A 23,647-nucleotide genomic window follows, 5' to 3' on the forward strand; every position below is an offset into this window, starting at 1 on the left:
CAGCGCGCTTGACCCGACGGCCCCTCGGGCGGGATTATGGGCGCAAAACATGCGCGGGCGGCCAAACCCCGCGCCATATCGGACAGTACATGCTTCGCACCGCGATCTTCATCCTCAGCGGGAACGCCGCCACCTCGGCGCTGATGCTCGCGCGCAATCTACTGATCGCGCGGCTGATCCCGGTCGCCGATTACGGCGTGGCCGCCACCTTCGCGATGGTGATGGCGGTGATCGAGATGGGCTCGACGCTGGGGCTGCAGCAGCAGATCGTGCAGTCGAAACGCGGCGACGACCCGGCGTTTCAGGCGGCACTTCAAGGTTTTCAACTGCTGCGCGGCGTGATTGCGGCGGCGGCGCTGTTCGTGCTGGCCGGACCGATCGCCGACTTCCTCGCGATCCCAGAGGCCGCATCTGCCTATCGTTGGCTCGCGCTGGTGCCGCTCCTGACGGCGGCGCAGCATTTCGACATCCACCGCGCCCAGCGCAGGGGCCACTACCGCCCGATGCTGCTGACGGGCGCCCTGCCCGCACTGGCCGCGCTAATCGCGATCTGGCCGCTCTCGCGCCTCTTCGACGACTGGCAGGTGGCGCTTTGGGCGATCTTACTGCACGCGGCCCTCGGCGTTCTGGTCTCGCACCTGATGGCCGAGCGCCGCTACCGCCTGCGCCTCGACCGCGCCGAGATGCGCGCGAACCTGCGTTTCGGCGCACCGCTTCTGGCCAATGCGGCCCTGATGTATCTGGTCTTTCAGGGCGACAAGATCATCGTCGGGCGGCTGGCGGGGATGGAGGCGCTGGCGATCTTCGCGATGGGCATGACGCTGACGCTGACGCCCACGCTGATCGGCGCGAAATCGGTGCAGAACCTCTTTTTGCCGAAACTCTCGGCCGCGCATGGCCGTGCGGACGCCGTCGCGCATCGCCAGCTTGCCGGGGCGACCTTCGAGGGGATGTTCCTCACCGGATCGATCCTGCTGCTGGGCACGGTCCTGATCGGACCGCTCGTCGTCACGGCCCTTCTGGGGGCGAAATATGCAAGCCTCCTGCCGCTCCTGATCCCCTTCGCGCTGATGAATGCGCTCCGCGCGATCAAGAACGGGCCGAGCACGGCCGCGCTCTCGGCGGGGCAGACCGATAACGGCTTTTGGGGGAACCTGCCCCGGATCTTGGTGCTGCCGCTGAGCTATTGGGCGCTGATTGAGACCGGCTCGGTCGTGCCGGTGATCTGGCTCGGGGTCGCGGGCGAGGCGATCGGTCTTGGCGTGGCGCTCTGGCGGCTGTCGCAAGTCATGTCGCTGCCACAAGTTGGCCGCGCCGCGCTGACGACCGCACTCGTGTTGGTCGCGGTCCCGCTGATCACACTCGCCGCGCCCGGCGCGCTGGTGATCTGGCCGATCGCGCTGATCCTGAGCGCGGTACAACTTGCCGCCCTGCCCCATCTGCGAGCCTATTTCGGACGCCCGCAGATCGGCACTGCCTGACCCCGCGCCTCTGTACGATTTTCGTGCTACACTCCCCGATGACGCGCGCCATAAACCAAAGAGGGAGGATCGGTATGAACCGGTTTCTGGGTTATGTCTTCGTCGCGGCTTTGTCATTCACCACACCTGTCCTTGCCGAGGAGATGCGCGAGGTTCCGGTCTATTTCTCAGCCGGAGCGGATAACGCGGTTCTGAGCGACCGCATCAAGGGCTATGACAGCGTGATCTACACGATCGGCGCCGAGGCCGGACAGACGATCGATATCAAGCTGTCCACGAACCACACCGCCACGTATTTCAACCTCTACGGTCCCGGGAGCGGCCCGGGCGATCAGGCGATCATGACCAGCCAGTTAACGCCCGAGCTGAACCACTACACAGGCACGCTGCCCAGTTCGGGAACCTACAAGATCTCGGTCTACATGATGCGCTCGGCGGCGCGGCGCGACGAAGTTGCGAAATTCGACATCCGGATCGGGATCACCGGGAAGACCGGCGCGATCGTGCAGGGCGATTATGCCGACGGGCTACAGGGCGGGCCGGATTTCTGGCAGGTCCAGACCGGCGATATCAACGACCCGCTGAACCTGCGCGCGGGGCCCTCGACGGGGGCGGCGATCCTCGGGCGGTTCCCCGAGGGGGCGATCCTGCGCAACATGGGTTGTCGGATGGCCGAGGGCCAGCGCTGGTGTCAGGTCGCGGCGACCGAAGGGGCTCTGACCGGCTGGGTTGCCGGGCGCTACCTTCGTGAAGGCTCCTCCCCGCCGCCACGCGTGGCCGAACCCGAGACCCGCGATCAGCAGGTCCAGTTCGCCCCCGGCACGAGCGGCGCGGTGCTGAGATCGACCCTCGCCCCCGGAGCCGCGGTGAACTACCGGCTCGGCTCCCGGGAAAAGCAGTTCCTGACGGCACAGCTCCAGACCGACTCGCCTGCGGTGCATTTCAACATCTTCACCCCGGACGGCGAGCTTCTCTACGAGAGCCGCGGCGGCAGGCGGGACTATCGCGGCCAGCTCTGGCTCAACGGGGAGAACCGGATCACGGTCTACAATATCGGTGACGCCCCGGCCCCCTTCACGATGATCGTCGGGATCGAGTGAGCGCGGGCGGCGCAAATCGGGGAGGACAGCTAGATGACGAGGATGACGACACTCACACGCAGGGCCGCAACCGCGATCCTCTCGGGCGTGACCCTGATCGCGCTCGCAGCCTGCGTTCCAGAGCCACCCGACGGACGGCCAAGCCCGCTCGACGGGCACTGGGTCGGAAGGTACACCCCCCAGACCATGCATGTGATGGATCGCCCCTGCACGCCGGGCTATGGCGGGATACTCATCCAGGACGGCCGGGTTTCGGGCCAGGCCACCAACACCTACGGAGCCTCCTACAGGATTTCCGGGCATGTCGTCGGGGCCGACCGGATCGTCGGGAATTTCTACTTCCGGACGCGCTCTGTCGGCTCGCTCAAGGGGCACCTCGTCAAGGGGCGCCTCGTAGGGAATTATGAAAACGTCGACGGATGCAGGGGCAGCTGGGTCGCCACGCGTCAGTGAGGAGGCTTACTCGGAGACCTTTTTCACGAATTGCGACTTCAGCCCCATCTGACCGATGCCGGGCACCTTGCAGTCGATGTCGTGATCGCCATCCACGAGACGAATGCCACGCACCTTGGTGCCGACCTTCACGACCGAGGAAGAGCCCTTCACCTTGAGGTCCTTGATCACGGTCACCGTGTCGCCGTCGTTCAGCACGTTGCCGACCGCATCGCGCACCTCGGCGGGCGCATCCGCGTCACCCGATGCCGACCATTCATGGCCGCATTCGGGACAGATCAGGAGGGCGTCCATCTCGTAGGTGAAGGACGAATTGCATTCGGGGCACGGGGGCAAGGTATCGCTCATGGGTCATGCCCTTAGTCTCACGCGCCTGTTATCGCCAGAAAAATCGTTCACCTGCGACAAAAAGCGGGAGAGGACCGGTGCGGTCCCAGCCCGCTCAGGCGGGATCGGGCAGACCGTGAACCTCGCCCGCGCGCAGAACCTCGGGCGCATAGGCCTTACGGGCGAACACCGTGCGGACATCCTCGACGAAGCTTTCCAGCGGGTCCATCGGATAGGCCGGATCGAAGCTCGACTGATCCCAGCGCTCGCAGAATTGCTCGCAGCTGTTGTAGCAGGGATGATCCTTGAACTTCTGCCGCTCTTCCGGGTCCCAACCGTAGTGATGGCCGTAATAGGCCATCTGGAAGATGCCGTGATGCTCCACCACCCACGAGACCTCTTCGCGGACATAGGGGCGCAGGATTTCAGCGGCCATCCGGTCGTGGTTCTGCGGGGCGAGCCGGTCGCCGATATCGTGCAGCAGCGCCGCCACGACCCAGTCGAGATCCGCCCCGTCGCGCCGGGCCCGCGTTGCCGCCTGCAGCCCGTGTTCGAGCCGCGTGATCTGGTAGCCCGACAGCGTCTCTTCCGCCTGCGCGGCCAATTCGCGCAACAGCCGGTCCGCCGTGCCTGCAAGGAAGGGTTTCTCCAGCTCTTCGAGCAGTTCGTAATCCTCGCGGGTGCCGTCTTTCATCTGGGTGAAGGAGACTGTCGGTCCGGATGCGGGCATCTGCGGTCCTTCCGGTTGCGGGTTTCGATCCTCGGCCCCCTCGGGCCCCTGCGCATATCGTGACGCGCGGGGGCGCAAATGACCAGAACCCATCCCTGCCCTCCCCCCAAGAAATAATGCGGCCCTCTCCGGGGGGTTGGAGAGGGCCAGTTTCGCCGATCAGGCTCATTAGTTTACCGCCCGAGCTTATCGTCGTTTTGCCTGGGCCTTCTCAGCGTCTGGGGCGAGCGCACCCGCCCCGGATCTCAGTATTGCTTCATCGCAATCTCGATGGTGCGTTCTGACACCCCGAAATAATGCGCAAGCTTGGGAACGTCGTTACCATGTAGTGAGCGAGCAGCCTCAAGCGCTCCATCACCGAACAACAGCGTTGCCGCAAATTGATTGGCCTCGCGCTCTTCTTTCGGATCGGCGTAGAAACTACTTTCAGAGCGATCCAGATATGCGACTGCGCCAAGCGGGTCTGTGTGATCCGCGTGCAGGTAGTAGTGGCCGATTTCGTGCAAAACCGCGAAACGCTGTGCGGTGACAGACTGCTCGCTGTTAACCTCGATGCGGTAGCCATTTGGAGCGAAAGCATCCTGCACCAAGCGCCCCGCCATTCTGCGAGGCAGCGGAGTACGAACCACATCGAAACCCAAAGCTTCCGCCAGAACCCGTACGGATTTCGCCTTGCCATCGATTGACGGAGCAAAGTTGAAGTTCCTCAGCAGATGACGATGCTCGCCACTTTGCGGAAGACGCTTGAAGATGTCTCGTAAACTTTTCAATCACACCTCCTTCAGTGCAGCGCCATCTCTCGTGCGGTCATCAGGGTGACGGTGGTCGCACCGCCGCCCATGCGGATATCGGTCACGTCGAGCGCGTGGTGATCGAGGTCGCCGCCGAGGCAGGCGATCTCGATGCCCGTGAAGGTCGCGTCGATCAGCGAGGTCAGTTCCTCGCCCACCAGCTCGGCCTCGATGCCACCGGGAATCCGGCGCGTGGCTTTCGGGGTCACCTTCTTATTGCCGACGATCAGATCCAATTTCCGCTCCTTTTGCCGCCTTTGGCGGTCGTTCTGTCCCTCGGGCCCGTCATGCGAATGGGCCCCAGTCGTCACGTCCCAGTCCCCGACACGCGGATCGCGTGTGGTCGTCGTCGGGGCCCCAGCCGCCAGACCGGAGCCCCTGTCCCTCAAGAGCAACCGCTGGTCGCCCCGCAGGTGTTGCACTTCATGCAGGTGCCGTTGCGCACCAGCGTGTAGTTGCCGCAATCGCCGCAGGCTTCGCCCTCGTAGCCCTGCATCTTCGCCTTGGCGCGCGCATCCATCTGGACACCGCCAGAGGAGACCGCGGTGGACCTGGAAGCACGGGCCTGCGCGCTTTGTGCGGGCATCTGCGAGGTCACGACGTCCACACCGCCCTGCAGCACCATCAGCTCTTGCGGCAGGCGCTTGCGCAGGTAGCCGGTCGAGGAAATCTGACGCAGCACTTCGAGCGATTTCGACGCGTTCTCGGACATCGGCTCGACATTGCCATCGGCGCGCTTGCCCTCGTTCTCGCCACCGCCCAGATCGTCGAAGCTGGTGCCCTGCGGCTTGATATGCGCGAGATCGGTGCGGTCGAGATAGGACACGGCGAGTTCGCGGAACACGTAATCGAGGATCGAGGTCGCGTTCTTGATCGAGTCGTTGCCCTGAACCATGCCGGCGGGTTCGAACTTGGTGAAGGTGAAGGCGTCCACGAACTCCTCCAGCGGCACGCCATATTGCAGGCCGACCGACACGGCGATCGCGAAGTTGTTCATCATAGCCCGGAAGCCAGCGCCTTCCTTGTGCATGTCGATGAAGATCTCGCCCAGCGTGCCGTCGTGGTATTCGCCGGTGCGCAGATAGACCTTGTGGCCGCCCACGACCGCCTTCTGGGTGTAGCCCTTGCGGCGCTCCGGAAGCTTCTCGCGGTGGCTGCGGACGATCTCCTTGACCAGCACCTTCTCGACGATCTTCTCGGCGAGCACGGCGGCTTTTTCCTGGGTCGAACCGGTGGCGAGGATTTCCTCGGCCTCCTCGTCATCCTCGACCAGCGCGGCGGCCAGCGGCTGCGACAGTTTCGATCCGTCACGATAGAGCGCGTTCGCCTTGATGCCGAGCGACCAGCTCAGCTCATAGGCCGCTTTCACGTCTTCGATCGAGGCGTGGTTCGCCATGTTGATCGTCTTCGAGATCGCCCCCGAGATGAAGCTCTGCGCGGCGGCCATCATGTAGATGTGGCTGTCGACGCTGAGGTAGCGCTTGCCCTTCTTGCCGCAGGGATTGGCGCAGTCGAACACGCTCAGGTGCTCGTCCTTCAGGTGCGGCGCCCCTTCCAGCGTCATCGTCCCGCAGACATGGTCGTTCGCGGCGTCGATCTGACCCTTGGTGAAGCCGAGGTGACGCAGCATGTCGAAGGTCGGATCGTTCAGCTTCTCGGCCGGGATGCCCAGCGTCTGGGTGCAGAACTCCTCGCCCAGTGTCCACTGGTTGAAGACGAAACGGATATCGAAGGCGGTCGGGAGCGCGGCCTCGACCTTCTCGATCTCGCGCGGACCGAAGCCGTGGCCGATCAGCGCCGTGGTGTTGATGTCGGGGCAGTTGCCAAGGCTGGCGTGACCCACCGCATAGGCGATGATCTCTTCGATCTGCGCCGAGCCGTAGCCCAGCGTCTCGAGCGCACCCGGCACCGAGCGGTTGATGATCTTGAAGTAGCCGCCACCCGCGAGCTTCTTGAACTTCACCAGCGCGAAGTCCGGCTCGATCCCGGTGGTGTCGCAATCCATCACGAGACCGATCGTCCCGGTCGGCGCGATCACCGACACTTGGGCGTTGCGGTAGCCGTGCTTCTCGCCCAGCGCCAGCGCCTCGTCCCAGGCTTGGGTGGCGAGCGCGATCAGGTCCTGATCGGGGCAGCCCTTGTGATCAAGCGCGACCGGCTTGGTCTCGAGGTTCTCGTAGCCCTCGGTCTTGCCGTAGGCCGCGTTGCGGTGGTTGCGAATGACGCGCAGCATGTGCTTGGCGTTCTTCTCGTAGCCCGGGAAAGCACCCAGCTCGCCCGCCATCTCGGCCGAAGTGGCGTAGGAGACACCGGTCATCACGGCAGTCAGCGCGCCACACAGCGCCCGGCCCTCTTTGCTGTCGTAGCCCAGACCCATGTTCATCAGCAGGCCGCCGATATTCGCGTAGCCGAGGCCCAGCGTGCGGAAGTCGTAGCTGCGCTGCGCGATTTCCTTCGAGGGGAACTGCGCCATCAGCACCGAGATTTCCAGCGTCACGGTCCACAGGCGGGTGGCGTGCATGTAGCTTTCCGCGTCGAACTTGCCGTCCTTGTAGAAGGTCAGCAGGTTCATCGAGGCGAGGTTACACGCCGTGTCGTCGAGGAACATGTATTCCGAGCACGGGTTCGAGCCGCGGATTGCACCGTCTTCGGGGCAGGTGTGCCATTCGTTGACCGTGTCGTGGAACTGGATGCCGGGATCGGCGCAGGCCCAGGCGGCGTGGCCGACCTGCTCCCACAGATCGCGCGCCTTCACGGTCTTGGCGACCTTGCCGTCGGTGCGGCGGATCAGTTCCCAATCGGCATCGTCCTTCACCGCTTTCAGGAAGGCGTTGGTGACGCGGACCGAGTTGTTCGAGTTCTGGCCCGAGACCGAGACATAGGCTTCCGAGTCCCAATCGGTATCGTAGGTCGGGAATTCGATCGAGCTGTAGCCCTGCCGCGCATATTGCAGCACGCGGTTGATATAGGTCTCCGGGATCATCACGCGCTTGGCGGATTTGATCGCGTCTTTCAGCGCCTCGTTCTGGCTCGGATCGACCGAGGTCTCCGTCGAGCCGTCGAATTCGCGGATCGCGGTGAAGATGCCGTTCAGTTCACGCTCATGCAGCTTGGAGCCCGCGACCAGCGAGGCCACTTTCTGCTCTTCGATGACCTTCCAGTTGACGAATTCCTCAATGTCCGGGTGATCCATGTCGCAGATCACCATCTTCGCCGCGCGACGCGTGGTGCCGCCCGACTTGATCGCGCCCGCCGCGCGGTCGCCGATCTTCAAAAAGCCCATCAGACCCGAGGATTTGCCACCCCCCGAGAGGCTCTCGCCTTCGGCGCGCAGGCTCGAGAAGTTGGTGCCGGTGCCCGAGCCGTATTTGAACAGGCGCGCTTCACGGACCCAGAGGTCCATGATCCCGCCCTCTTTCACCAGATCGTCCGAGACCGACTGGATGAAGCAGGCATGGGGCTGCGGATGCTCGTAGGCCGAGGTCGAGGAGGTCAGCTTGCCCGACTTGTGATCGACATAGAAGTGGCCCTGACCGGGGCCGTCGATGCCGTAAGCCCAATGCAGGCCGGTGTTGAACCACTGCGGCGAGTTCGGCGCAGCCATCTGTTCGGCCAGCATGAAGCGCATCTCGTCATAGTAAGCCTGCGCATCAGCTTCCGTGGAGAAGTAGCCGCCCTTCCAGCCCCAATAGCACCAGGCACCGGCGAGACGGTCGAACACTTGCTTGGCCGAGTTTTCACCGGTGTAGCGCGCCTCTTCGGAGAGCTGAGCAAGCGCCTCTTCATCGGGGACCGAGCGCCACAGGAATTCCGGCACGCCCTTTTCCTTGACCTTCTTCAGCGCCGCCGGAACGCCGGCCTTGCGGAAGTATTTCTGCGCGAGCACGTCGGACGCCACCTGGCTCCAGCGGCCGGGCACTTCGACCGACTCGTTGCGGAACACCACTTTCCCGTCGGGATTGCGAATCTCAGACGTGGTCGTCGTGAAGTCCAGCGCGCCGTAAGCGCCGGTTTCGTCGGTGGTGAACTTCCGTTCGATCTTCATTGCCCTGTCCCCGTTGCAGTCAGTCCAATCCGGTGCCGGCGGGAGCCGCAGAAGACAAAGAAGCCCGGGCCTCGCAGTCGACACCGCGAGGGCTGCGCGCCCCGGATTCGGGGGTGCAATGTCCGAAATCTGTCCCTTGGCCCTAGGCTCCACTACATCTGGTGGGTTAGCCTCCGACACGACACAACCTGCCGTAGGCGCATCAAGCCGTCAACGAAACTTTCACCTTGAGTCAGTCCATTTTTCAGTTGACCGGCCCCTAGGGAAGCGCGCTGCACGATTCCTCCACATTTGGTTAACGTGCGGGCGCTGCACTGCGGCACCGATAAAGGCCAAATTTCATTGAAGATTCGGGGGCTTTAGCCGCTCATCTGGGAATTTCAATCCACAGCACGCAATATCTTGTGGATAGCCTCGCCGGGTTTGCGCAAAAATTGTGCAACGCCGAAGAGCGTGTCGCTAGTGTCACAATCAAGAGCCTACCACTAGATATAGCGGGCCCGATTCCGGCGATTTCGAGGGGATGGTCGGGGCGGCGAGATTCGAACTCACGACCTTCTGTACCCAAAACAGACGCGCTACCAGGCTGCGCTACGCCCCGACGCCCTCTCCTTACAAAGAGGCTCGTCCCAAGGAAAGGGTCATTCGCAGGGAAATGCGGCCTGTGCGGGATCGACGCTGGGATGCGCCAGCTGCGTGCCCGGCGCGATGCCGTGGCGCGCCGCCATCCCGGCATTGATCTCGAGCACGTAGCGCACCGGTGCGCCGGAGGGAATCGGGGTGTCGTCATTGGGCGTCGTATTGGCCGCGACCTTCACGACCTCGCCCGTCGGATCGATGAACACCATGTCGAGCGACAGCGGCGTGTCATGCATCCAGAAGGCGACCTCCCGCGCATGCTCGTAGATGAAGAGCATCCCTGCCCCTTCGTCCATCTCGCGCCGCCCCATCAGGCCCTGCGCGCGCTCGGCGCTGCTATCGGCAATCTCGACGGTGAAGCTGACCGGCTGGTTCCCGGTGCGCAGAATAGCGAGGTCATCGCGGCACTGCGCCCCTTCCGCCGCGGCGAGGCCCGGCGTTACGGCAAGGAAAAGCGCGGCGCTCAGCGCCCCGATTTCAAGCCTGCATCCCATGCGAGAACCTGTGCCGCCATCCGACCGCGCTTGCCTTCGATCACGCGCAGGCACACCGCTTCGCCGGGGGTCAGATCGGCAAAACCCGACCGGCGCAGAACTTCCATATGGATGAAGATGTCCTCGTCATTCTCGAAGACATTGGCAAAGCCGAAGCCCTTGGATTTTTCGAACCACTTCACCCGTGCAGGCTCAAGCGGCAGCGCCGCGATATCGTCGAACGTGTTGTCGCCCAAATCCTCGATCGGAGCGACGGGCTCGCCTTCCGGAGGAAGAATCTCCAAAACCTCGACCGCCTGCGCGCCACGCGGGGTCAGCTGCATCTGGACGCGAATCCGCGCGTGATCGGCAATCGAGCCCTGACCGAAATTGCGCAGAACATTCGCATGAAGAAGGATGTCAGGCCCCCCTTCGCCATCGACGATGAAGCCGAACCCTTTGACAGGGTCGAACCATTTGACGGTGCCGGTCACCTCGCGAAGCTCTGCCTCGGACTCCCCCAGCATATTCCATCCCGTTTGCATTCGCGGGCTTTCCTGTTCGCATTTCCTCCGCACGCCCTTCTGGAAATGCGGTGTTTAGGGGACACTTCAAGAGATTGCCCAAAGTTTCAAGACCCTATGCAATTCACGAAGCGCGAGTTTCAGGGGTTCAGGCGGGTTACAACCCACTGATCGGCAAGGGTTTGCCGGCTCCAGCGGAAGCGATCATGAAGGCGAAAAGAACCGTCTGCCCAGAATTCCAACTCCAACGGCTTGATTCTGAACCCTCCCCAAAACGGCGGTCGATCGGGATTCGCGCCGTGGCTCGCGGTGACCTTCGCGACCTCCGCCATCAAGGCGCTGCGGGAACTCAGTGGCTCACTTTGCCGTGAGGCCCAGGCGCCGAGACGCGATTTCAGCGAGCGCGACTTGTAGTAGGCGTCAGCCTGCGGCCCCTCCTCGCGCTCAACCATACCGCGAACCCGAATCTGACGGCGCAGCGATTTCCAATGCATCGCGAAGGCGGCTTTTCCCGCGCTTTCGATCTCCTGCGCCTTCACCGATCCGTAGTTGGTGTAGAAGACGAAAGCCCCGCCGGAGGGCATGTCGCGCCCCTCGATTTCCTTGAGAAGAACCATGCGCGCATTGGGCAAGCCGTCCGGATCGACTGTCGCCAGGGCAATCGCGTTGGGATCGTTGATCTCGGTGTCCGCGGCCTCATCCAGCCATGTCTGCGCGATGGCAAAGGGATCGTCGCCTGCGAAAATTCCGGTTCTGTCATTCATACTCGCCTCCAGTCTCGCCGCCGCTTCGCATATCCGGCGCAACGCCCCGATCTGCAACACGATCCACACGATCATGCTTGACCGGAGGTCAGTAGCCTTGATGCGTCTCCACCTTTCGCCTAAAGCATTCGGACTTACCAGAGCGAAGCGGGGGAAAACCTGACATGTCAAACAACCTGATGGCAGGCAAACGCGGGCTGATTATGGGCCTTGCGAATGACAAATCCATCGCCTGGGGCATCGCCAAAGCCCTCGCGGACGCTGGCGCGGAGCTGGCCTTCTCGTTCCAGGGCGAGGCGCTCAAGAAGCGCGTGGGCCCGCTGGCAGAACAGCTCGGTTCCGATATCCTTGTGGAATGCGACGTCGCCAGCGGCGACTCGATCCAGACGCTCTTCGAGACGCTGCGCACCCATTGGGACAGCATCGATTTCGTCGTCCACGCGATCGGCTTCTCCGACAAGTCGGAGCTGCGCGGACGCTACGTCGATACTTCGCGCGACAATTTCAAAACCACGATGGACATCTCGGTCTATTCCTTCACCGCCGTGTGCAAGGAAGCGGCTGCGATGATGAACGAGGGCGGTTCGCTGCTCACGCTCACCTATTACGGTGCCGAGCAGGTCATGCCGCATTACAATGTGATGGGCGTGGCGAAAGCGGCGCTGGAAGCCAGCGTGATGTATATCGCCGAGGATCTGGGCAAGGACGGCATCCGCTGCAACGCGATCTCCGCCGGCCCGATCAAGACGCTCGCCGCGAGCGGGATCGGTGATTTCCGCTACATCATGAAGTGGAACGAGCTGAACTCGCCGCTGCGCCGCAACGTGACCCAGGAAGAGGTCGGCAAGGCCGCGCTCTACCTGCTCTCCGATCTCGGTTCCGGCACCACCGGCGAGACGCTGCATGTCGACGCTGGCTATCACGTGGTGGGCATGAAAGCGGTCGACGCGCCCGATATCGACGTGGTCACCAAGCGGAAGGAATGAGATGACCCTCGCGGCCCTCACCGCGATCTATTTCGTGCATCTGGCCGCGGCGATGTCGCCGGGGCCAGCGGTGCTTCTGGCTGCGCGCACGGGTCTGCGCGAAGGCTTCGGACGCGGCATCTGGCTCGCGCTCGGCATCGGCTTGGGCGCGGTGATCTGGGCGGCGGCGGCACTTTTCGGCCTCGCCCTCGTCTTCAAGGTCGCCCCTGCCCTGCTGACCACGCTCAAGATCGCGGGAGCCGCCTATCTGCTCTGGCTCGCCTATAAGATGTGGCGCCATGCGGGCGACCCGATGGATGAAGAGATCCCCGACCTGCCGCGCACCCGCTCCGTCCCCCGGCTGATCTGGCTCGGCGTCTCGACCCAGCTCGCCAACCCCAAACCCGCCGTGTTCTTCGGCACTGTCTTCCTGACCTTCATCCCGCCCTCCGCGCCCGCCTGGGCCTATGTGGCGATCCTCGGCATCGTGATGTTCAACGATGCGGGATGGAACGTCATCGTCGCGCGGATCTTCTCGCTCGAGAAAACGCGCGAGGCCTATCTGAACCTGAAAACCGTGATCGAGCGCTGCTTTGGCGGCCTGCTGGCGCTGCTCGGTCTGAAACTCGCTCTGAGCTGAGGAGACCCCCGATGTCCGATCGTCTGCCGCATGAAAAAGGCTTCCATGTCAGCTGGGACCAAATCCACCGCGATGCGCGCGCGCTCGCATGGCGCCTCGACGGCAAGGGCCCGGGCGACGGCAGCTGGCGCGCCGTGGTGGGCATCACCCGTGGGGGGCTCGTTCCGGCGGCAATCGTCGCGCGCGAGCTCGACATCCGCACGGTCGATACGATCTCGGTCAAAAGCTACAACCATCAGGAACAACGCGAGGCGCAGGTCATCAAGCCGACGCAAGAGAGCCTGATGGAAAACGGCGGCGAAGGCGTGCTGATCGTCGACGACCTCGTCGATACCGGCAACACGCTGAAACTGGTGCGCGACCTCTTCCCGAAGGCGCAATTCGCCACCGTCTACGCCAAACCGATGGGCGCGCCGCTGGTCGACACCTTCATCACCGAGGTCAGCCAGGACACTTGGATCTTCTTCCCCTGGGACATGGCGCTGCAATATGTGCAGCCGTATCGCGGCACGGACTGATCGGTGAAATTCGGCGCCCCCGGAACCCCTCTGGGTCGGTTCCTGCACTGGCTCTTCGAGGTCAGCCTGATCATCAAGGCGATCTTCGAGATCGCGGAAACGCTGTCTGGCCTCGCGCTGCTCGGCCTGCCGAAGAATGCGCTGTTCGATGCGGCGCATTGGCTGACCGCGCGCGAGCTGCGCGAGGATCCCAATGACCGGATCGCCAACGCATTCCTGAACGCGGCCCATCACTTCTCGATCCAGACGCAGGATTTCTACGGCTTCTATTTCACTAGCCACGGCTTGCTGAAACTTGTCGTCGTGCTGCTGCTGATCCGCGGACTGATCTGGGCCTATCCGATGGCGATCGTGATGATGACGGGCTTCGTGGCCTACCAGATGTATCTCTATAGCCTGAACCATGGCGCGGGCATGCTGGCGCTGACGGTGCTGGATCTCGTAGTCATCGCGCTGACCCTGCGCGAATGGTACGTGCGGCACAACTTTGCGTGGCGCAACCACCGTGAGAAACGCAGCTAGGGGGCGCTGCCTCCCTTCGCCTGCCCGGGATAGTTCCGCCAAGAGGAAGCGCAACCCCCTTCTTCTCGATCCAAATATCCCCGCCGGAGGCTCCCGCCTCTTGCCAAGCGCGCGACGCTCTGCTGATCTCGCGCCGATCATCCAGAAGGACCTCCATGCCGCATCCGCTCAATCCCGCCCTCGCCGCCACCTTCCCGCCCCCGGTCATGGAGGCGCGGCGCTGGCTCGACGGGGTCGAGTTCGCCGCCGATCGCCCGCTGATCAATGTCTCTCAGGCAGCCCCTGTCGATCCGCCGCCCGAGGCGCTGCGTCAGGCGATCGCAGAGGCCGCGCTGAACGATCCGCAGGCGCATCTCTACGGCCCCGTTCTGGGCCTGCCCGATCTGCGTGCCGAACTCGCGCATCAATGGTCGCTGGCCTATGGCGGCGAGATCGCAGCGCGTCAGGTCGCGATCACGCAAGGCTGCAATCAGGCGTTTTGCGCGACGCTGGCCACGCTCGCAGGTCCCGGCGACGAGGTGATCCTGCCGACGCCATGGTATTTCAATCACAAGATGTGGCTCGACATGGCGGGCGTGCAGACGGTGCCGCTGGCCCCCGGCGCGGGGCTTCTGCCAGACCCCGATGAGGCCGCCGCGAAGATCACCGGCAAGACCCGCGCGATCGTTCTGGTCTCGCCCAACAATCCGGGCGGGGCGGAATATCCGGCCGAATTGCTGCGCGCCTTCGCCGATCTGGCCAAGCGGCACAAGCTCGCACTGATCGTGGACGAGACTTATCGCGATTTCGACTCGCGTAGCGGCGCGCCGCATGACCTGTTCTCGGATCCCGACTGGCCGCGCGATTTCATCCATCTCTACTCGTTCTCGAAGGCCTATCGGCTGACCGGGCATCGCGTCGGCGCAATCGTCGCGGGCGAGACACGCCTCGCCGAGGTCGAGAAATTCCTCGACACGGTGGCGATCTGCCCCTCGCAACTCGGCCAGATGGCCGCGCTTTGGGGCATGCTCCACCTGTCGCAATGGGTCGCGGGCGAACGCGCGGAAATCCTGCGCCGGCGCGCGGCCATGGAGGCCGCCTTCGCCGATCTGGAGGGCTGGAAGATGCTCGGCTGCGGGGCGTATTTCGCCTATGTGACGCATCCCGATCCCCGCCCCTCTCCTGATTTTGCGCAGGCTCTCGTGCGCGAAGCCGGGGTGCTGATGCTGCCCGGCACGATGTTCATGCCGCAGGGCGCAAACGGCGCCGCGCAGCAGATGCGGATCGCCTTCGCCAATGTCGACACGGACGGGATCGCGGCCCTTCGCGACCGGCTGGCGGGCCTCGCGCGCGGCTAGCCTTGCAGGCCAGTAATCAAAGCCCTAAACAGCGCCCAACAAACAATGCCCGAGGAGGAACCCCGATGAAGATGCGCAGCCACGGCAAGAGTGTCGTCGTCTGGATCTTGCTGGCCATGCTGATCCTTGGTCTCGGCGGTTTCGGGCTACGCAATTTCTCCGGTTCGGCCAAAGCGGTCGGCGCGGTCGGCGACACCAAGATCACCGTCGACGATTACGCCCGCGCCCTGCGTCAGGAGATGCAGCAACGCAGCCAGCAGCTTGGCCAGCCGGTCACGATGGCGCAGATGCGCTCCTCCGGCGTCGATCAGCAGGTGCTGGGCAAGCTGATCGGTCAGGCCGCGATCGGCGAAGGTGCGCGGCGTCTTGGCGTGTCGGTGGGCGACCAGCAGTTGCAAAAGCAGCTCTACGACGTTCAGGCGTTCCAGAACGCCTCGGGCAAGTTCGACCGCGAAACCTATAAATTCGCGCTGCGCCAGCAGGGCTATACCGAGCCGCAATTCGAGGCTCAGCTGCGCGACGATCTCTCGCGCTCGATCATTCAGGGCGCCGTCGCGGGCGGCGTGGATGCGCCCAAGCCGGTGGTCGACGCCTATACCAAATATGTCAGCGAGAAGCGCGGCTTCACCTGGGCCGAGGTGAGCGAGAGCGATCTGACCAAGGCGATCCCGGACCCGACGGACGATCAGCTTCAGACCTATTACAACGACCATATCGATCAGTTCACCGCGCCCCAGACGCGCGACATCACCTATGCGTGGTTGACCCCGGACATGCTGGCCGACAAGGTCAAGATCGACGACGCCACGCTGAAGGCCGAATACGAGCGCCGCGCCGACGAGTTCAAACAGCCCGAGAAGCGCCTCGTGGAGCGTCTCGTCTATTCCGACATGGATGCAGCAAAGGCCGCGAAAGCCAAGCTGGATGGCGGCGCAACCTTTGCCGATCTCGCCAAGGATCGCGGACTGTCGCTCGACGACGCCGATCTGGGCGATGTGACCCGCGACGACCTGGGCAAGGCCGGCGATCCGGTCTTCTCGGCCGAGAACAACAGCGTGGTCGGCCCGGTCGAGACCGATCTGGGCCCCGCCCTGTTCAAGGTGAACGGCATCATCGATGCGCAGGAAACCTCCTTTGCCGAAGCGCGCGACGAACTCGCGGGCGATGCCGAAGCCGAGAAGGCGCGCAACGAGATCGGCAAGATGAGCGAAGATCTGCAGGACCGTCTGGCAGGCGGCGCGACGCTCGAGGAGATAGCCAAGGAAACAGATATGGAGCTTGGCCAGATCGCCTACACCGCCGACAGCACCGACGGCATCGCGGGCTATGACGAGTTCCGCAAAGCGGCCGACGAGGCCACGACCGACGCCTATCCCGATCTGCAGACGCTCTCGGATGGCGGCGTCTTCGCGCTGCGCCTCAACAAGATCGTGCCGCCCCAGGCCAAGCCCTTCGCCGATGTGAAGGACGAGGTCGCAGCGGCCTGGCGCGCCGATCAGGTGGTGCAGGCCGAAGAGGGCCGCGCCAAGGAGATCGTCTCGACGGTCGAGGGCGGCAAGTCGCTGGGCGAGACCGGCGTGCTGACCACGAAGGTCGCGAGCATCGGCCGTGGCGGCTATTCCGACGAACTGCCGCCGCCGGTGATCTCCAAGGTCTTCAAGACCGAGCCGGGCAAGCCCGCGCAGATCACCGCCAACGGCAAGGTCTATGTCTTCGTCACCGACAAGGTCATCCCGGCGGATATGGAAGATGCCGACACCAAGCTGATCTCGGGTCAGATCGGCACCCAGCTGTCGAACTCGCTGGCCAATGACCTGCTCAATTTCTACGCGACCGCCGTGGAGTCGGAGGCCGGGCTCGATCTCGACAACCAGACCGTGACCGCCGTGCAGTCGCAGATGCAGTAAGGAGGCCCACCGTGGTCGCTCTCTCCCCCTCTTTCGAGGCGTTCGAGGAACGCTGGGCCAAGGGTGAAAACCAGCTGGTCTACGCGCGGCTCGCGGCCGATCTGGACACGCCCGTCTCGCTGATGCTCAAGCTCGCCGAGGCGCAGCCCAATTCCTTCATGCTGGAATCGGTGACTGGCGGCGAGGTGCGCGGGCGCTACTCGATCGTCGGCATGAAGCCTGACGTGATCTGGGAATGCCGGGGCGAGCAGGCGCGGATCAACCGCTCGGCGCGCTTCGACGAGGCGTGGGAGGACCTTCCGGGCCACCCGTTCGACAGCCTGCGCGCCTTGATCGCGGAAAGCCGCATCGAGATGCCCGACGATCTGCCCGCCGCAGCGGCGGGTCTCTTCGGCTATCTCGGTTACGACACCATCCGTCTGGTCGAGAAGCTGCCGAACGTGAACCCCGATCCGCTGGGCGTGCCCGACGCGATGCTGCTGCGCCCGTCGGTCGTGGCCGTGCTCGACGGGGTGAAGGGCGACGTGATCATCTGTGCGCCTGCCTTCCAAGCCGAGGGCAAGTCCGCGCGCGCCGCCTATGCGCAGGCCGCCGAACGCGTCTCGGATGCGCTGCGCGATCTCGACCGCACGCCGGTGGAGAGCCGCGATCTGGGCGAGAGCCTACAGGTCGGCGAAATGCATTCGAACTTCACGAAAGAGGGCTACATGTCCGCCGTGGAGACCGCGAAGGACTACATCCGCGCGGGCGACATCTTTCAGGTGGTCCCGGCGCAGCGCTGGTCGGCGCATTTCCCGCTGCCGCCCTTCGCACTCTATCGGTCGCTGCGGCGCACCAACCCCTCCCCCTTCATGTTCTTCCTGAACTTCGGGGGCTTCCAGATCGTGGGCGCTTCGCCCGAGATCCTCGTGCGCGTGCGCGAAGGCGAGGTGACGATCCGCCCGATCGCAGGCACCCGTCCGCGCGGGGCGACGCCCGCCGAGGACAAGGCGCTGGAAGAGGACCTGCTGGCCGACAAGAAAGAGCTGGCCGAACACCTGATGCTGCTCGATCTGGGCCGCAACGATGTGGGGCGCGTCTCGAAGATCGGCTCGGTCCACCCGACCGAGAAATTCATCATCGAGCGTTACAGCCACGTCATGCATATCGTCTCGAACGTCGTGGGCGAGCTGGCAGACGATCAGGACGCGCTCTCGGCGCTGCTGGCCGGTCTGCCCGCAGGCACGGTGTCCGGCGCGCCCAAGGTCCGCGCGATGGAGATCATCGACGAGCTGGAGCCGGAGAAACGCGGCATCTATGGCGGCGCCGTGGGCTATTTCGCGGCCAATGGCGAAATGGACATGTGCATCGCGCTGCGCACGGCCGTGGTGAAGGACAAGACGCTCTACATTCAGGCAGGCGGCGGCGTGGTCTACGATAGCGACCCCGAGGCCGAATGGATGGAGACGGTCAACAAGTCCAAGGCGCTGCGCAAGGCGGCCGAGGATGCGGGGCTGTTCGTGGCGACACGCGGCAACGGCTGAGGCAGCCGCCTTTTCCCAAGCTTTGAGAACGCGGGCTTACTGGCCCGCGTTTTCCATTTTCGGCTCGGTGTCCGGAGCGCCAGCCGCCACGCTATCCAGCGCCAGTGCCGAAACCGGGGTGAGCGTCACCTGGTTCTGCGCATCGATATACCAGTCCTCGATCCCCTGAACCGATTCCGGCCAGGCCGAGAGCATCACCACGACCGAGCCGTTGCGCTCCGCCTCGAAATCGGCGCGCGCGAGCATCCGCGAGATCACCGCGGCCTTCTCGCGCCCGTCATCGATCACGCGCCAGACCTGTGCGCGCGGCAGATCGGCCGAGGTCGCGATCTGGTTGGCGCTGTCGAAACCCTTCTTCTGCGTCACCACACCCAGCCCGCCGCGGCTGAGCGCCGAGATCATCTGGCGCGCAAGCGGGCGGTTGTTCTGGAACTGCGGCTGCGGCGGTTCCACTACGGCGACTGCCTCGGGGATCACGTGACGCCAGGCCTCCAGTGCCACCTCGACATCCTCGGGCGCGGCATTGGCGGGCAGTCCGGCGGCAAGGATCGCGACCTCGAACCCCGCCGCACGGAAGGCTTTCGCATCGTCGGCAGCGCCTTCGCGGGTGGGATCGATCGCGATGGTCATCGGCAGATCGCTCGCCGTGATCGTCGCCGGGTCGAGCCCGCCTGCCGCCACGCCCGGATCGATCAGCACCAGCGAGATTTGCGGCTTGTCGCTGATCGGTGCGGGGGCTGCGAATTTCCGGATCGGGTTCAGATCGGCCGCATCGACCGCCGCGACCTCGGGCATGTCCTGCGCAGACTGCGCGTCGGGGCCCTCCTCGGGCGTTGGCGCGGTCGAAGGTGTCACTTGCGGCAGGCGATCCACCACCACACCGGGCGCGGATTTGAACCCGCCCACCGGCTTGCCCGGCAGCGACGGGGCGTCCTGCAACGAGAAGATGCGCGGCTTGATCGGGGCCGCATCCCCGGCTTGCGGCAGGGCGCGGCCGGCGGGCAAGTCCGGGCTTGTGGCGGGATCGTTCGAGATCTCGGGTTTGTCGGCCTGCGCGGTGTCGATGCCCTCCCCCTCGGGCGGCAGCTGATCCGGCGCGGGCATATCACCGAGAGACGGGGCCGCTTGGGGCTCCGCCTCGGGGGGCGTCATCCCGGCCTCGGGCAATGCGGGCATCTCATTCGCTGCGAGGGTCGTTTCGCCCTCATCGGCAGGCGGCGTCGCTTGCTCGGGCGCTTTCGGCGGCTGCAGGGTCACGTCGGGCAACGCGGGCATTTCGGCTGCGGGCGCAGTTTCAGCGGTCTGCTCTGGCTGCGCGTCAGGCGCAGGCGTGCGCGTAGCGGCAATCTCGGGCGCGGTGTCGGGCGCGGGCGCGCCTTGCATAGCGGCAGGCTGGGTGCTGTCGGGCTGGGCCCCTGCCTCCGGCGCGACAGGCTCGGCGAGTGCGACGGTTTCCCCATCCGACTCGGGACGCGGCTCGGCCATCTCGGTCGCCATCTCAGGGCGCGCGGCGCTTTGGATTTCGTCGGCACTGGGCGGCGCGAGGCTCGGCTGCGGCTCGGACACGCGCGGCGTCTTGGTCGGCGCTGAAATCGGCGCCCCGTCCGGCGTCGGCATCGAGGGCGTGCGATCGGTCGCAGGGCGCGAGAAATCGGAGCCCGCAGGCAGGTCCACATTCGCCGGTTCTTCGGGCGTCGGGCTTCCGGCGAGCTTGATCTCTGCGCCGGGCTCTTTCGGCGCCGGGAAGATCAACGACATCACGCCCGCACCGAGTACCGCGACCAGCAGACCGGCCAGTCCGCCCTTCATCACAGATCGAATCATTGCCTGCCTCCATCTTCACCGCTCTTGATGCGCGGCTTTTCCCGGGGACTGCCCTTGACCCCGACCCTTCGCTGATAGCATCTATAGCCCGACCCGTTCCCCGGTTCACCCCCCTTGATAAGCGCATCGGCGCTTGAGTGCATGGGGGACGCCGGGGGCCAACAAACGAAAGGGCCCGGCCATGCTGCTGCTCATCGATAATTATGACAGCTTCACCTATAATTTGGTGCACTATTTTGGCGAGCTGGGCGCCGATGTGAAGGTCTGGCGTAACGACGCGCTGAACGTGCAGGAAGCGATGGGCATGGGCGCCGAGGCGATCGTGCTGTCGCCCGGGCCTTGCGACCCCGATCAGGCGGGCATCTGCCTGCCGCTCGTGATGGCCGCAGCCGAGGCGAAGCTGCCCTTGTTCGGAGTGTGTCTCGGGCATCAGACCATCGGTCAGGCCTTTGGCGGGAAAGTCGTGCGCGCCTCCGAGATCGTGCATGGCAAGATGGGCGAGATCCGCCACGAGGGCAAAGGCTGCTTCAAGGGCCTGCCCTCTCCGCTGAAAGCAACGCGCTACCACTCGCTGATCGTGGAGCGCGAGAGCCTGCCCGACTGCCTCGAGATCACCGCCGAGCTGGACGACGGCACGATCATGGGGCTGCGTCATCGCGAGCTGCCGATCGAGGGCGTGCAGTTCCACCCGGAATCCATCGCCTCCGAGCATGGCCACGCGATGCTGAAGAATTTCCTGACAGAGGCAGGCGTCAGCCTGAAGGTGCCCGCATGAGCCAACCGATGAGCGAAGCGATGAAGCCGCTGATCTTTGCGGCGTCCGAAGGTCCGCTGAGCCGCGCGCAGGCGGAAATGGCGTTCCAGCTGCTGTTCGACGGCGAAGCCTCTCCGGCACAGGTCGGCGGCTTGCTGATGGCGCTGCGGGCGCGCGGGGAATCCGTGTCGGAATATGCCGCCGCCGCCGCCGCGATGCGTGCGAAATGCGTGCCGGTCAAAGCCCCCGAAGGCGCGATGGATATCGTGGGCACCGGCGGCGACGGGATGCACACGCTCAACATCTCGACGGCTGCGGCCTTCGTCGTGGCGGGCGCGGGCGTGCCGGTCGCGAAACACGGCAACCGCGCGGCCTCGTCGAAATCGGGCACGGCGGATGTGCAATCCGAGCTGGGCATCGACGTGATGGCCGGTCCCGAGGCGACCGAGCGTGGTCTGGCCGAGGCCGGGATCGGCTTCATGATGGCGCAAATCCACCACCCCGCGATGCGTCACGTCATGCCGGTGCGTCAGGAACTGGGCTGCAAGACGATCTTCAACATCCTCGGCCCCCTGACCAACCCCGCAGGCGTGAAGCGCCAGCTGACCGGGGCCTTCGCACCCGACCTGATCTTCCCGATGGCCGAGACGCTGCAGATGCTCGGCTCCGAGAAGGCGTGGCTGGTGCATGGCTCGGACGGGACCGACGAGATCACCATTTGCGGCACGACCGAAGTTGCCGCGTTGGAAAATGGTCGCATCGAGTCGATCCAGATCCACCCCGAGGATGCGGGCCTGCCCGTGCACAAGTTCAAGGATCTGGTCGGCGGCACGGCGGCCGAGAACGCCACCGCCTTGCGCGCGCTGATGGATGGTGAGGCTTCGGCCTATCGCGACGCGGTGATCTTCAACGCCGCCGCCGCGCTCGTCGTGGCCGACAAGGTCGCAGACCTGAAATCCGGGGCGGAAATGGCCGCCGAGAGCATCGATAGCGGAAAGGCGAGGACCGCGCTGGAAACGCTGGCCCGCATCACGCAGGAGGTCGCCGGATGAGCACGATCCTCGACAAGATCAAAGCCTATAAGCTGGAAGAGATCAAAGCGGCCAAAGCCGCGCGCCCGCTGAGCGAAGTTGAGGCGCAGGCCAAGGCGCAGGCGCCCACGCGCGGTTTTGCCAACGCCCTGACTGCGAAGGCGGAAACGGGCTACGGGCTGATCGCCGAGATCAAGAAGGCCTCGCCCTCGAAAGGGCTGATCCGCCCCGATTTCGACCCGCCCGCGCTGGCCAAAGCCTATGAAGAGGGCGGCGCGGCTTGCCTGTCGGTGCTGACCGATACGCCCTCTTTCCAGGGCGCGCCGGAATTCCTGTCGGCGGCACGCGCGGCCTGTTCGCTGCCCGCTTTGCGCAAGGATTTCCTCTATGACACCTATCAGGTCGCGGAAGCCCGTGCCTGGGGCGCCGATTGCATCCTGATCATCATGGCCTCGGTCGAGGATGATCTGGCCGCCGAGCTGGAAGACGCAGCCTTCGGTTGGGGCATGGATGTGCTCGTCGAAGTGCATGACATGGAAGAGACCGAACGCACGCTCAAGCATCTGAAATCGCCGCTTCTGGGCGTGAACAACCGCAACCTGAAGACCTTCGAGGTCACGCTCGACGTGACCCGCGAACTTGCGCCGAGCATCCTCGCCGAAGGCCGCGATCTGGTCTGCGAAAGCGGCATCTTCACTCGCGACGACATGGCCGCGATGGCCGAGGTCGGCGCGCGCCGCTTCCTGATCGGCGAAAGCCTGATGCGGCAGGACGATGTCGCGGGCGCCACCCGGACGCTTCTGGAGGTCGCATGAGCCTCTCGCATTTCGACAAGGACGGTCAGGCCCATATGGTCGACGTCTCCGATAAGGAGGTGACCGACCGCATCGCCGTGGCCGAGGGGCGCGTCGTGATGCTGCCCGAGACGCTGGACTATGTCCTGAAGGGCACCGCGAAGAAGGGCGACGTTCTGGGCATCGCACGGATCGCGGGGATCATGGCCGCGAAGAAGACCTCCGACCTGATCCCGCTGTGTCATCCGCTGCCGATCACCAAGGTCACGCTGGACCTGGAGCCCGACGAGGCCCTGCCCGGCGTGCGCATCCGCGCGACCGTGAAGACCTCGGGTCAGACCGGCGTCGAGATGGAGGCGCTGACGGCGGTCTCGGCGGCGGCGCTGACTGTCTATGACATGCTCAAGGCGGTCGAGAAATCCATGCAGATCGAGGGTATCCGCGTCGTGCTGAAAGACGGCGGGAAATCCGGCAAATACGAGGCCGAAGGGAGCGCATCATGAGC

General features: G+C 64.6%; 23 protein-coding genes and 1 tRNA gene. 14 read left to right on the plus strand and 10 right to left on the minus strand.

Going from position 1 to position 23,647, the window contains the following annotated elements:
• Window positions 1–89 precede the first annotated feature (89 nt).
• From BMI87_RS05095 to BMI87_RS05105, 3 genes are all read left to right on the plus strand, one after another.
• Window positions 90–1,481 carry an oligosaccharide flippase family protein gene (locus BMI87_RS05095; RefSeq protein ID WP_078520111.1) on the plus strand — a complete coding sequence of 464 codons (1,392 nt, stop codon included), beginning with the start codon at window positions 90–92 and terminating at the stop codon, window positions 1,479–1,481.
• Between the two features lie 74 nt (window positions 1,482–1,555).
• Window positions 1,556–2,581 (plus strand): SH3 domain-containing protein, encoded by a 1,026-nt coding sequence (locus BMI87_RS05100; protein WP_168175167.1) that lies wholly within the window; start codon window positions 1,556–1,558, stop codon window positions 2,579–2,581.
• A gap of 42 nt (window positions 2,582–2,623) precedes the next feature.
• On the plus strand, window positions 2,624–3,034 hold the full coding sequence (locus BMI87_RS05105) for a hypothetical protein (RefSeq protein WP_146681514.1): 411 nt from the start codon (window positions 2,624–2,626) through the stop codon (window positions 3,032–3,034).
• Window positions 3,035–3,040: 6 nt separating this feature from the next.
• Here BMI87_RS05105 and BMI87_RS05110 read toward each other — a convergent pair whose 3' ends face one another.
• From BMI87_RS05110 to pdxH, 9 genes are all read right to left on the minus strand, one after another.
• Window positions 3,041–3,382, minus strand: a complete 342-nt coding sequence (locus BMI87_RS05110; RefSeq protein ID WP_075775641.1) for a zinc ribbon domain-containing protein YjdM — start codon at window positions 3,380–3,382, stop codon at window positions 3,041–3,043.
• Between the two features lie 94 nt (window positions 3,383–3,476).
• Complete coding sequence (locus BMI87_RS05115) at window positions 3,477–4,091, minus strand: HD domain-containing protein (protein WP_246832647.1); 615 nt, start codon at window positions 4,089–4,091, stop codon at window positions 3,477–3,479.
• A gap of 245 nt (window positions 4,092–4,336) precedes the next feature.
• A complete protein-coding gene (locus BMI87_RS05120; protein WP_146681515.1) occupies window positions 4,337–4,861 on the minus strand; it encodes an ImmA/IrrE family metallo-endopeptidase in 525 nt (174 codons plus the stop codon).
• An 11-nt stretch (window positions 4,862–4,872) separates the two neighbouring features.
• Window positions 4,873–5,118: a hypothetical protein gene (locus BMI87_RS05125; RefSeq protein WP_078520114.1), complete on the minus strand. Its 246-nt coding sequence runs from the start codon at window positions 5,116–5,118 to the stop codon at window positions 4,873–4,875.
• Window positions 5,119–5,267: 149 nt separating this feature from the next.
• The gene (locus tag BMI87_RS05130; protein ID WP_078520115.1) at window positions 5,268–8,927 is read right to left on the minus strand and encodes a vitamin B12-dependent ribonucleotide reductase; all 3,660 of its coding nucleotides are present in this window, start codon (window positions 8,925–8,927) and stop codon (window positions 5,268–5,270) included.
• A gap of 524 nt (window positions 8,928–9,451) precedes the next feature.
• Window positions 9,452–9,528: transfer RNA gene (locus BMI87_RS05135), tRNA-Pro, on the minus strand.
• A 40-nt stretch (window positions 9,529–9,568) separates the two neighbouring features.
• Window positions 9,569–10,060, minus strand: a complete 492-nt coding sequence (locus BMI87_RS05140) for a DUF192 domain-containing protein (protein WP_078520116.1) — start codon at window positions 10,058–10,060, stop codon at window positions 9,569–9,571.
• Entirely contained in the window at window positions 10,030–10,584 is a 555-nt protein-coding gene (locus BMI87_RS05145) for a cold-shock protein (protein ID WP_246832648.1), read from the minus strand. The genes BMI87_RS05140 and BMI87_RS05145 overlap by 31 nt, the downstream gene beginning before the upstream one ends.
• Before the next feature lie 119 nt (window positions 10,585–10,703).
• Window positions 10,704–11,327 (minus strand): pyridoxamine 5'-phosphate oxidase, encoded by a 624-nt coding sequence (pdxH, locus tag BMI87_RS05150; RefSeq protein WP_078520560.1) that lies wholly within the window; start codon window positions 11,325–11,327, stop codon window positions 10,704–10,706.
• A 164-nt stretch (window positions 11,328–11,491) separates the two neighbouring features.
• On the opposite strand from pdxH, the gene fabI reads away from it, so the two are divergent.
• The 7 genes from fabI (at window position 11,492) to trpE (ending at window position 18,739) form a co-directional block, all read left to right on the plus strand.
• On the plus strand, window positions 11,492–12,313 hold the full coding sequence (fabI, locus tag BMI87_RS05155) for an enoyl-ACP reductase FabI (RefSeq protein WP_078520117.1): 822 nt from the start codon (window positions 11,492–11,494) through the stop codon (window positions 12,311–12,313).
• Between the two features lies 1 nt (window position 12,314).
• On the plus strand, window positions 12,315–12,932 hold the full coding sequence (locus tag BMI87_RS05160) for a LysE family translocator (protein ID WP_078520118.1): 618 nt from the start codon (window positions 12,315–12,317) through the stop codon (window positions 12,930–12,932).
• 11 nt (window positions 12,933–12,943) lie between these two features.
• Window positions 12,944–13,450, plus strand: a complete 507-nt coding sequence (gene gpt / locus BMI87_RS05165; protein ID WP_075775650.1) for a xanthine phosphoribosyltransferase — start codon at window positions 12,944–12,946, stop codon at window positions 13,448–13,450.
• Window positions 13,451–13,453: 3 nt separating this feature from the next.
• Window positions 13,454–13,972, plus strand: coding sequence for a DUF2127 domain-containing protein (locus BMI87_RS05170; RefSeq protein ID WP_078520119.1), 519 nt, complete (start codon window positions 13,454–13,456; stop codon window positions 13,970–13,972).
• A gap of 155 nt (window positions 13,973–14,127) precedes the next feature.
• Window positions 14,128–15,309, plus strand: coding sequence for an aminotransferase (locus tag BMI87_RS05175; protein ID WP_078520120.1), 1,182 nt, complete (start codon window positions 14,128–14,130; stop codon window positions 15,307–15,309).
• A 65-nt stretch (window positions 15,310–15,374) separates the two neighbouring features.
• Window positions 15,375–17,216, plus strand: coding sequence for a SurA N-terminal domain-containing protein (locus tag BMI87_RS05180; protein ID WP_078520121.1), 1,842 nt, complete (start codon window positions 15,375–15,377; stop codon window positions 17,214–17,216).
• An 11-nt stretch (window positions 17,217–17,227) separates the two neighbouring features.
• Complete coding sequence (trpE, locus tag BMI87_RS05185) at window positions 17,228–18,739, plus strand: anthranilate synthase component I (RefSeq protein ID WP_078520122.1); 1,512 nt, start codon at window positions 17,228–17,230, stop codon at window positions 18,737–18,739.
• Window positions 18,740–18,775: 36 nt separating this feature from the next.
• Here the strand turns inward: trpE and BMI87_RS05190 are convergent, their stop codons facing one another.
• On the minus strand, window positions 18,776–20,563 hold the full coding sequence (locus BMI87_RS05190; protein ID WP_078520123.1) for a divergent polysaccharide deacetylase family protein: 1,788 nt from the start codon (window positions 20,561–20,563) through the stop codon (window positions 18,776–18,778).
• Between the two features lie 181 nt (window positions 20,564–20,744).
• On the opposite strand from BMI87_RS05190, the gene BMI87_RS05195 reads away from it, so the two are divergent.
• From BMI87_RS05195 to moaC, 4 genes are read left to right on the plus strand one after another with little or no spacing between them, the layout of a single operon-like run.
• Complete coding sequence (locus BMI87_RS05195; RefSeq protein ID WP_078520124.1) at window positions 20,745–21,338, plus strand: aminodeoxychorismate/anthranilate synthase component II; 594 nt, start codon at window positions 20,745–20,747, stop codon at window positions 21,336–21,338.
• An 8-nt stretch (window positions 21,339–21,346) separates the two neighbouring features.
• Window positions 21,347–22,369: an anthranilate phosphoribosyltransferase gene (gene trpD, locus BMI87_RS05200; RefSeq protein WP_078520125.1), complete on the plus strand. Its 1,023-nt coding sequence runs from the start codon at window positions 21,347–21,349 to the stop codon at window positions 22,367–22,369.
• Window positions 22,366–23,163: an indole-3-glycerol phosphate synthase TrpC gene (trpC, locus tag BMI87_RS05205; RefSeq protein ID WP_078520126.1), complete on the plus strand. Its 798-nt coding sequence runs from the start codon at window positions 22,366–22,368 to the stop codon at window positions 23,161–23,163. Before trpD ends, trpC begins: the two co-directional genes overlap by 4 nt.
• Entirely contained in the window at window positions 23,160–23,645 is a 486-nt protein-coding gene (gene moaC, locus BMI87_RS05210) for a cyclic pyranopterin monophosphate synthase MoaC (protein ID WP_078520127.1), read from the plus strand. The genes trpC and moaC overlap by 4 nt, the downstream gene beginning before the upstream one ends.
• Window positions 23,646–23,647 lie beyond the last annotated feature (2 nt).

Source organism: Thioclava sp. F28-4 (assembly GCF_002020045.1).
GTDB lineage: Bacteria > Pseudomonadota > Alphaproteobacteria > Rhodobacterales > Rhodobacteraceae > Thioclava > Thioclava sediminum.

Coding starts and splice junctions, on each gene's coding strand:
- BMI87_RS05095 (WP_078520111.1), top strand. CDS start 90: ATGCTTCGCACCGCGATCTTCATCCTCAGCGGGAACGCCGCCACCTCG.
- gpt (WP_075775650.1), top strand. CDS start 12,944: ATGTCCGATCGTCTGCCGCATGAAAAAGGCTTCCATGTCAGCTGGGAC.
- trpC (WP_078520126.1), top strand. CDS start 22,366: ATGAGCACGATCCTCGACAAGATCAAAGCCTATAAGCTGGAAGAGATC.
- BMI87_RS05100 (WP_168175167.1), top strand. CDS start 1,556: ATGAACCGGTTTCTGGGTTATGTCTTCGTCGCGGCTTTGTCATTCACC.
- fabI (WP_078520117.1), top strand. CDS start 11,492: ATGTCAAACAACCTGATGGCAGGCAAACGCGGGCTGATTATGGGCCTT.
- BMI87_RS05195 (WP_078520124.1), top strand. CDS start 20,745: ATGCTGCTGCTCATCGATAATTATGACAGCTTCACCTATAATTTGGTG.
- BMI87_RS05175 (WP_078520120.1), top strand. CDS start 14,128: ATGCCGCATCCGCTCAATCCCGCCCTCGCCGCCACCTTCCCGCCCCCG.
- BMI87_RS05130 (WP_078520115.1), bottom strand. CDS start 8,927: ATGAAGATCGAACGGAAGTTCACCACCGACGAAACCGGCGCTTACGGC.
- BMI87_RS05105 (WP_146681514.1), top strand. CDS start 2,624: ATGACGACACTCACACGCAGGGCCGCAACCGCGATCCTCTCGGGCGTG.
- BMI87_RS05110 (WP_075775641.1), bottom strand. CDS start 3,382: ATGAGCGATACCTTGCCCCCGTGCCCCGAATGCAATTCGTCCTTCACC.
- BMI87_RS05140 (WP_078520116.1), bottom strand. CDS start 10,060: ATGGGATGCAGGCTTGAAATCGGGGCGCTGAGCGCCGCGCTTTTCCTT.
- trpD (WP_078520125.1), top strand. CDS start 21,347: ATGAGCGAAGCGATGAAGCCGCTGATCTTTGCGGCGTCCGAAGGTCCG.
- BMI87_RS05180 (WP_078520121.1), top strand. CDS start 15,375: ATGAAGATGCGCAGCCACGGCAAGAGTGTCGTCGTCTGGATCTTGCTG.
- pdxH (WP_078520560.1), bottom strand. CDS start 11,327: ATGAATGACAGAACCGGAATTTTCGCAGGCGACGATCCCTTTGCCATC.
- BMI87_RS05115 (WP_246832647.1), bottom strand. CDS start 4,091: ATGCCCGCATCCGGACCGACAGTCTCCTTCACCCAGATGAAAGACGGC.
- BMI87_RS05160 (WP_078520118.1), top strand. CDS start 12,315: ATGACCCTCGCGGCCCTCACCGCGATCTATTTCGTGCATCTGGCCGCG.
- moaC (WP_078520127.1), top strand. CDS start 23,160: ATGAGCCTCTCGCATTTCGACAAGGACGGTCAGGCCCATATGGTCGAC.
- BMI87_RS05190 (WP_078520123.1), bottom strand. CDS start 20,563: ATGATTCGATCTGTGATGAAGGGCGGACTGGCCGGTCTGCTGGTCGCG.
- BMI87_RS05145 (WP_246832648.1), bottom strand. CDS start 10,584: ATGCAAACGGGATGGAATATGCTGGGGGAGTCCGAGGCAGAGCTTCGC.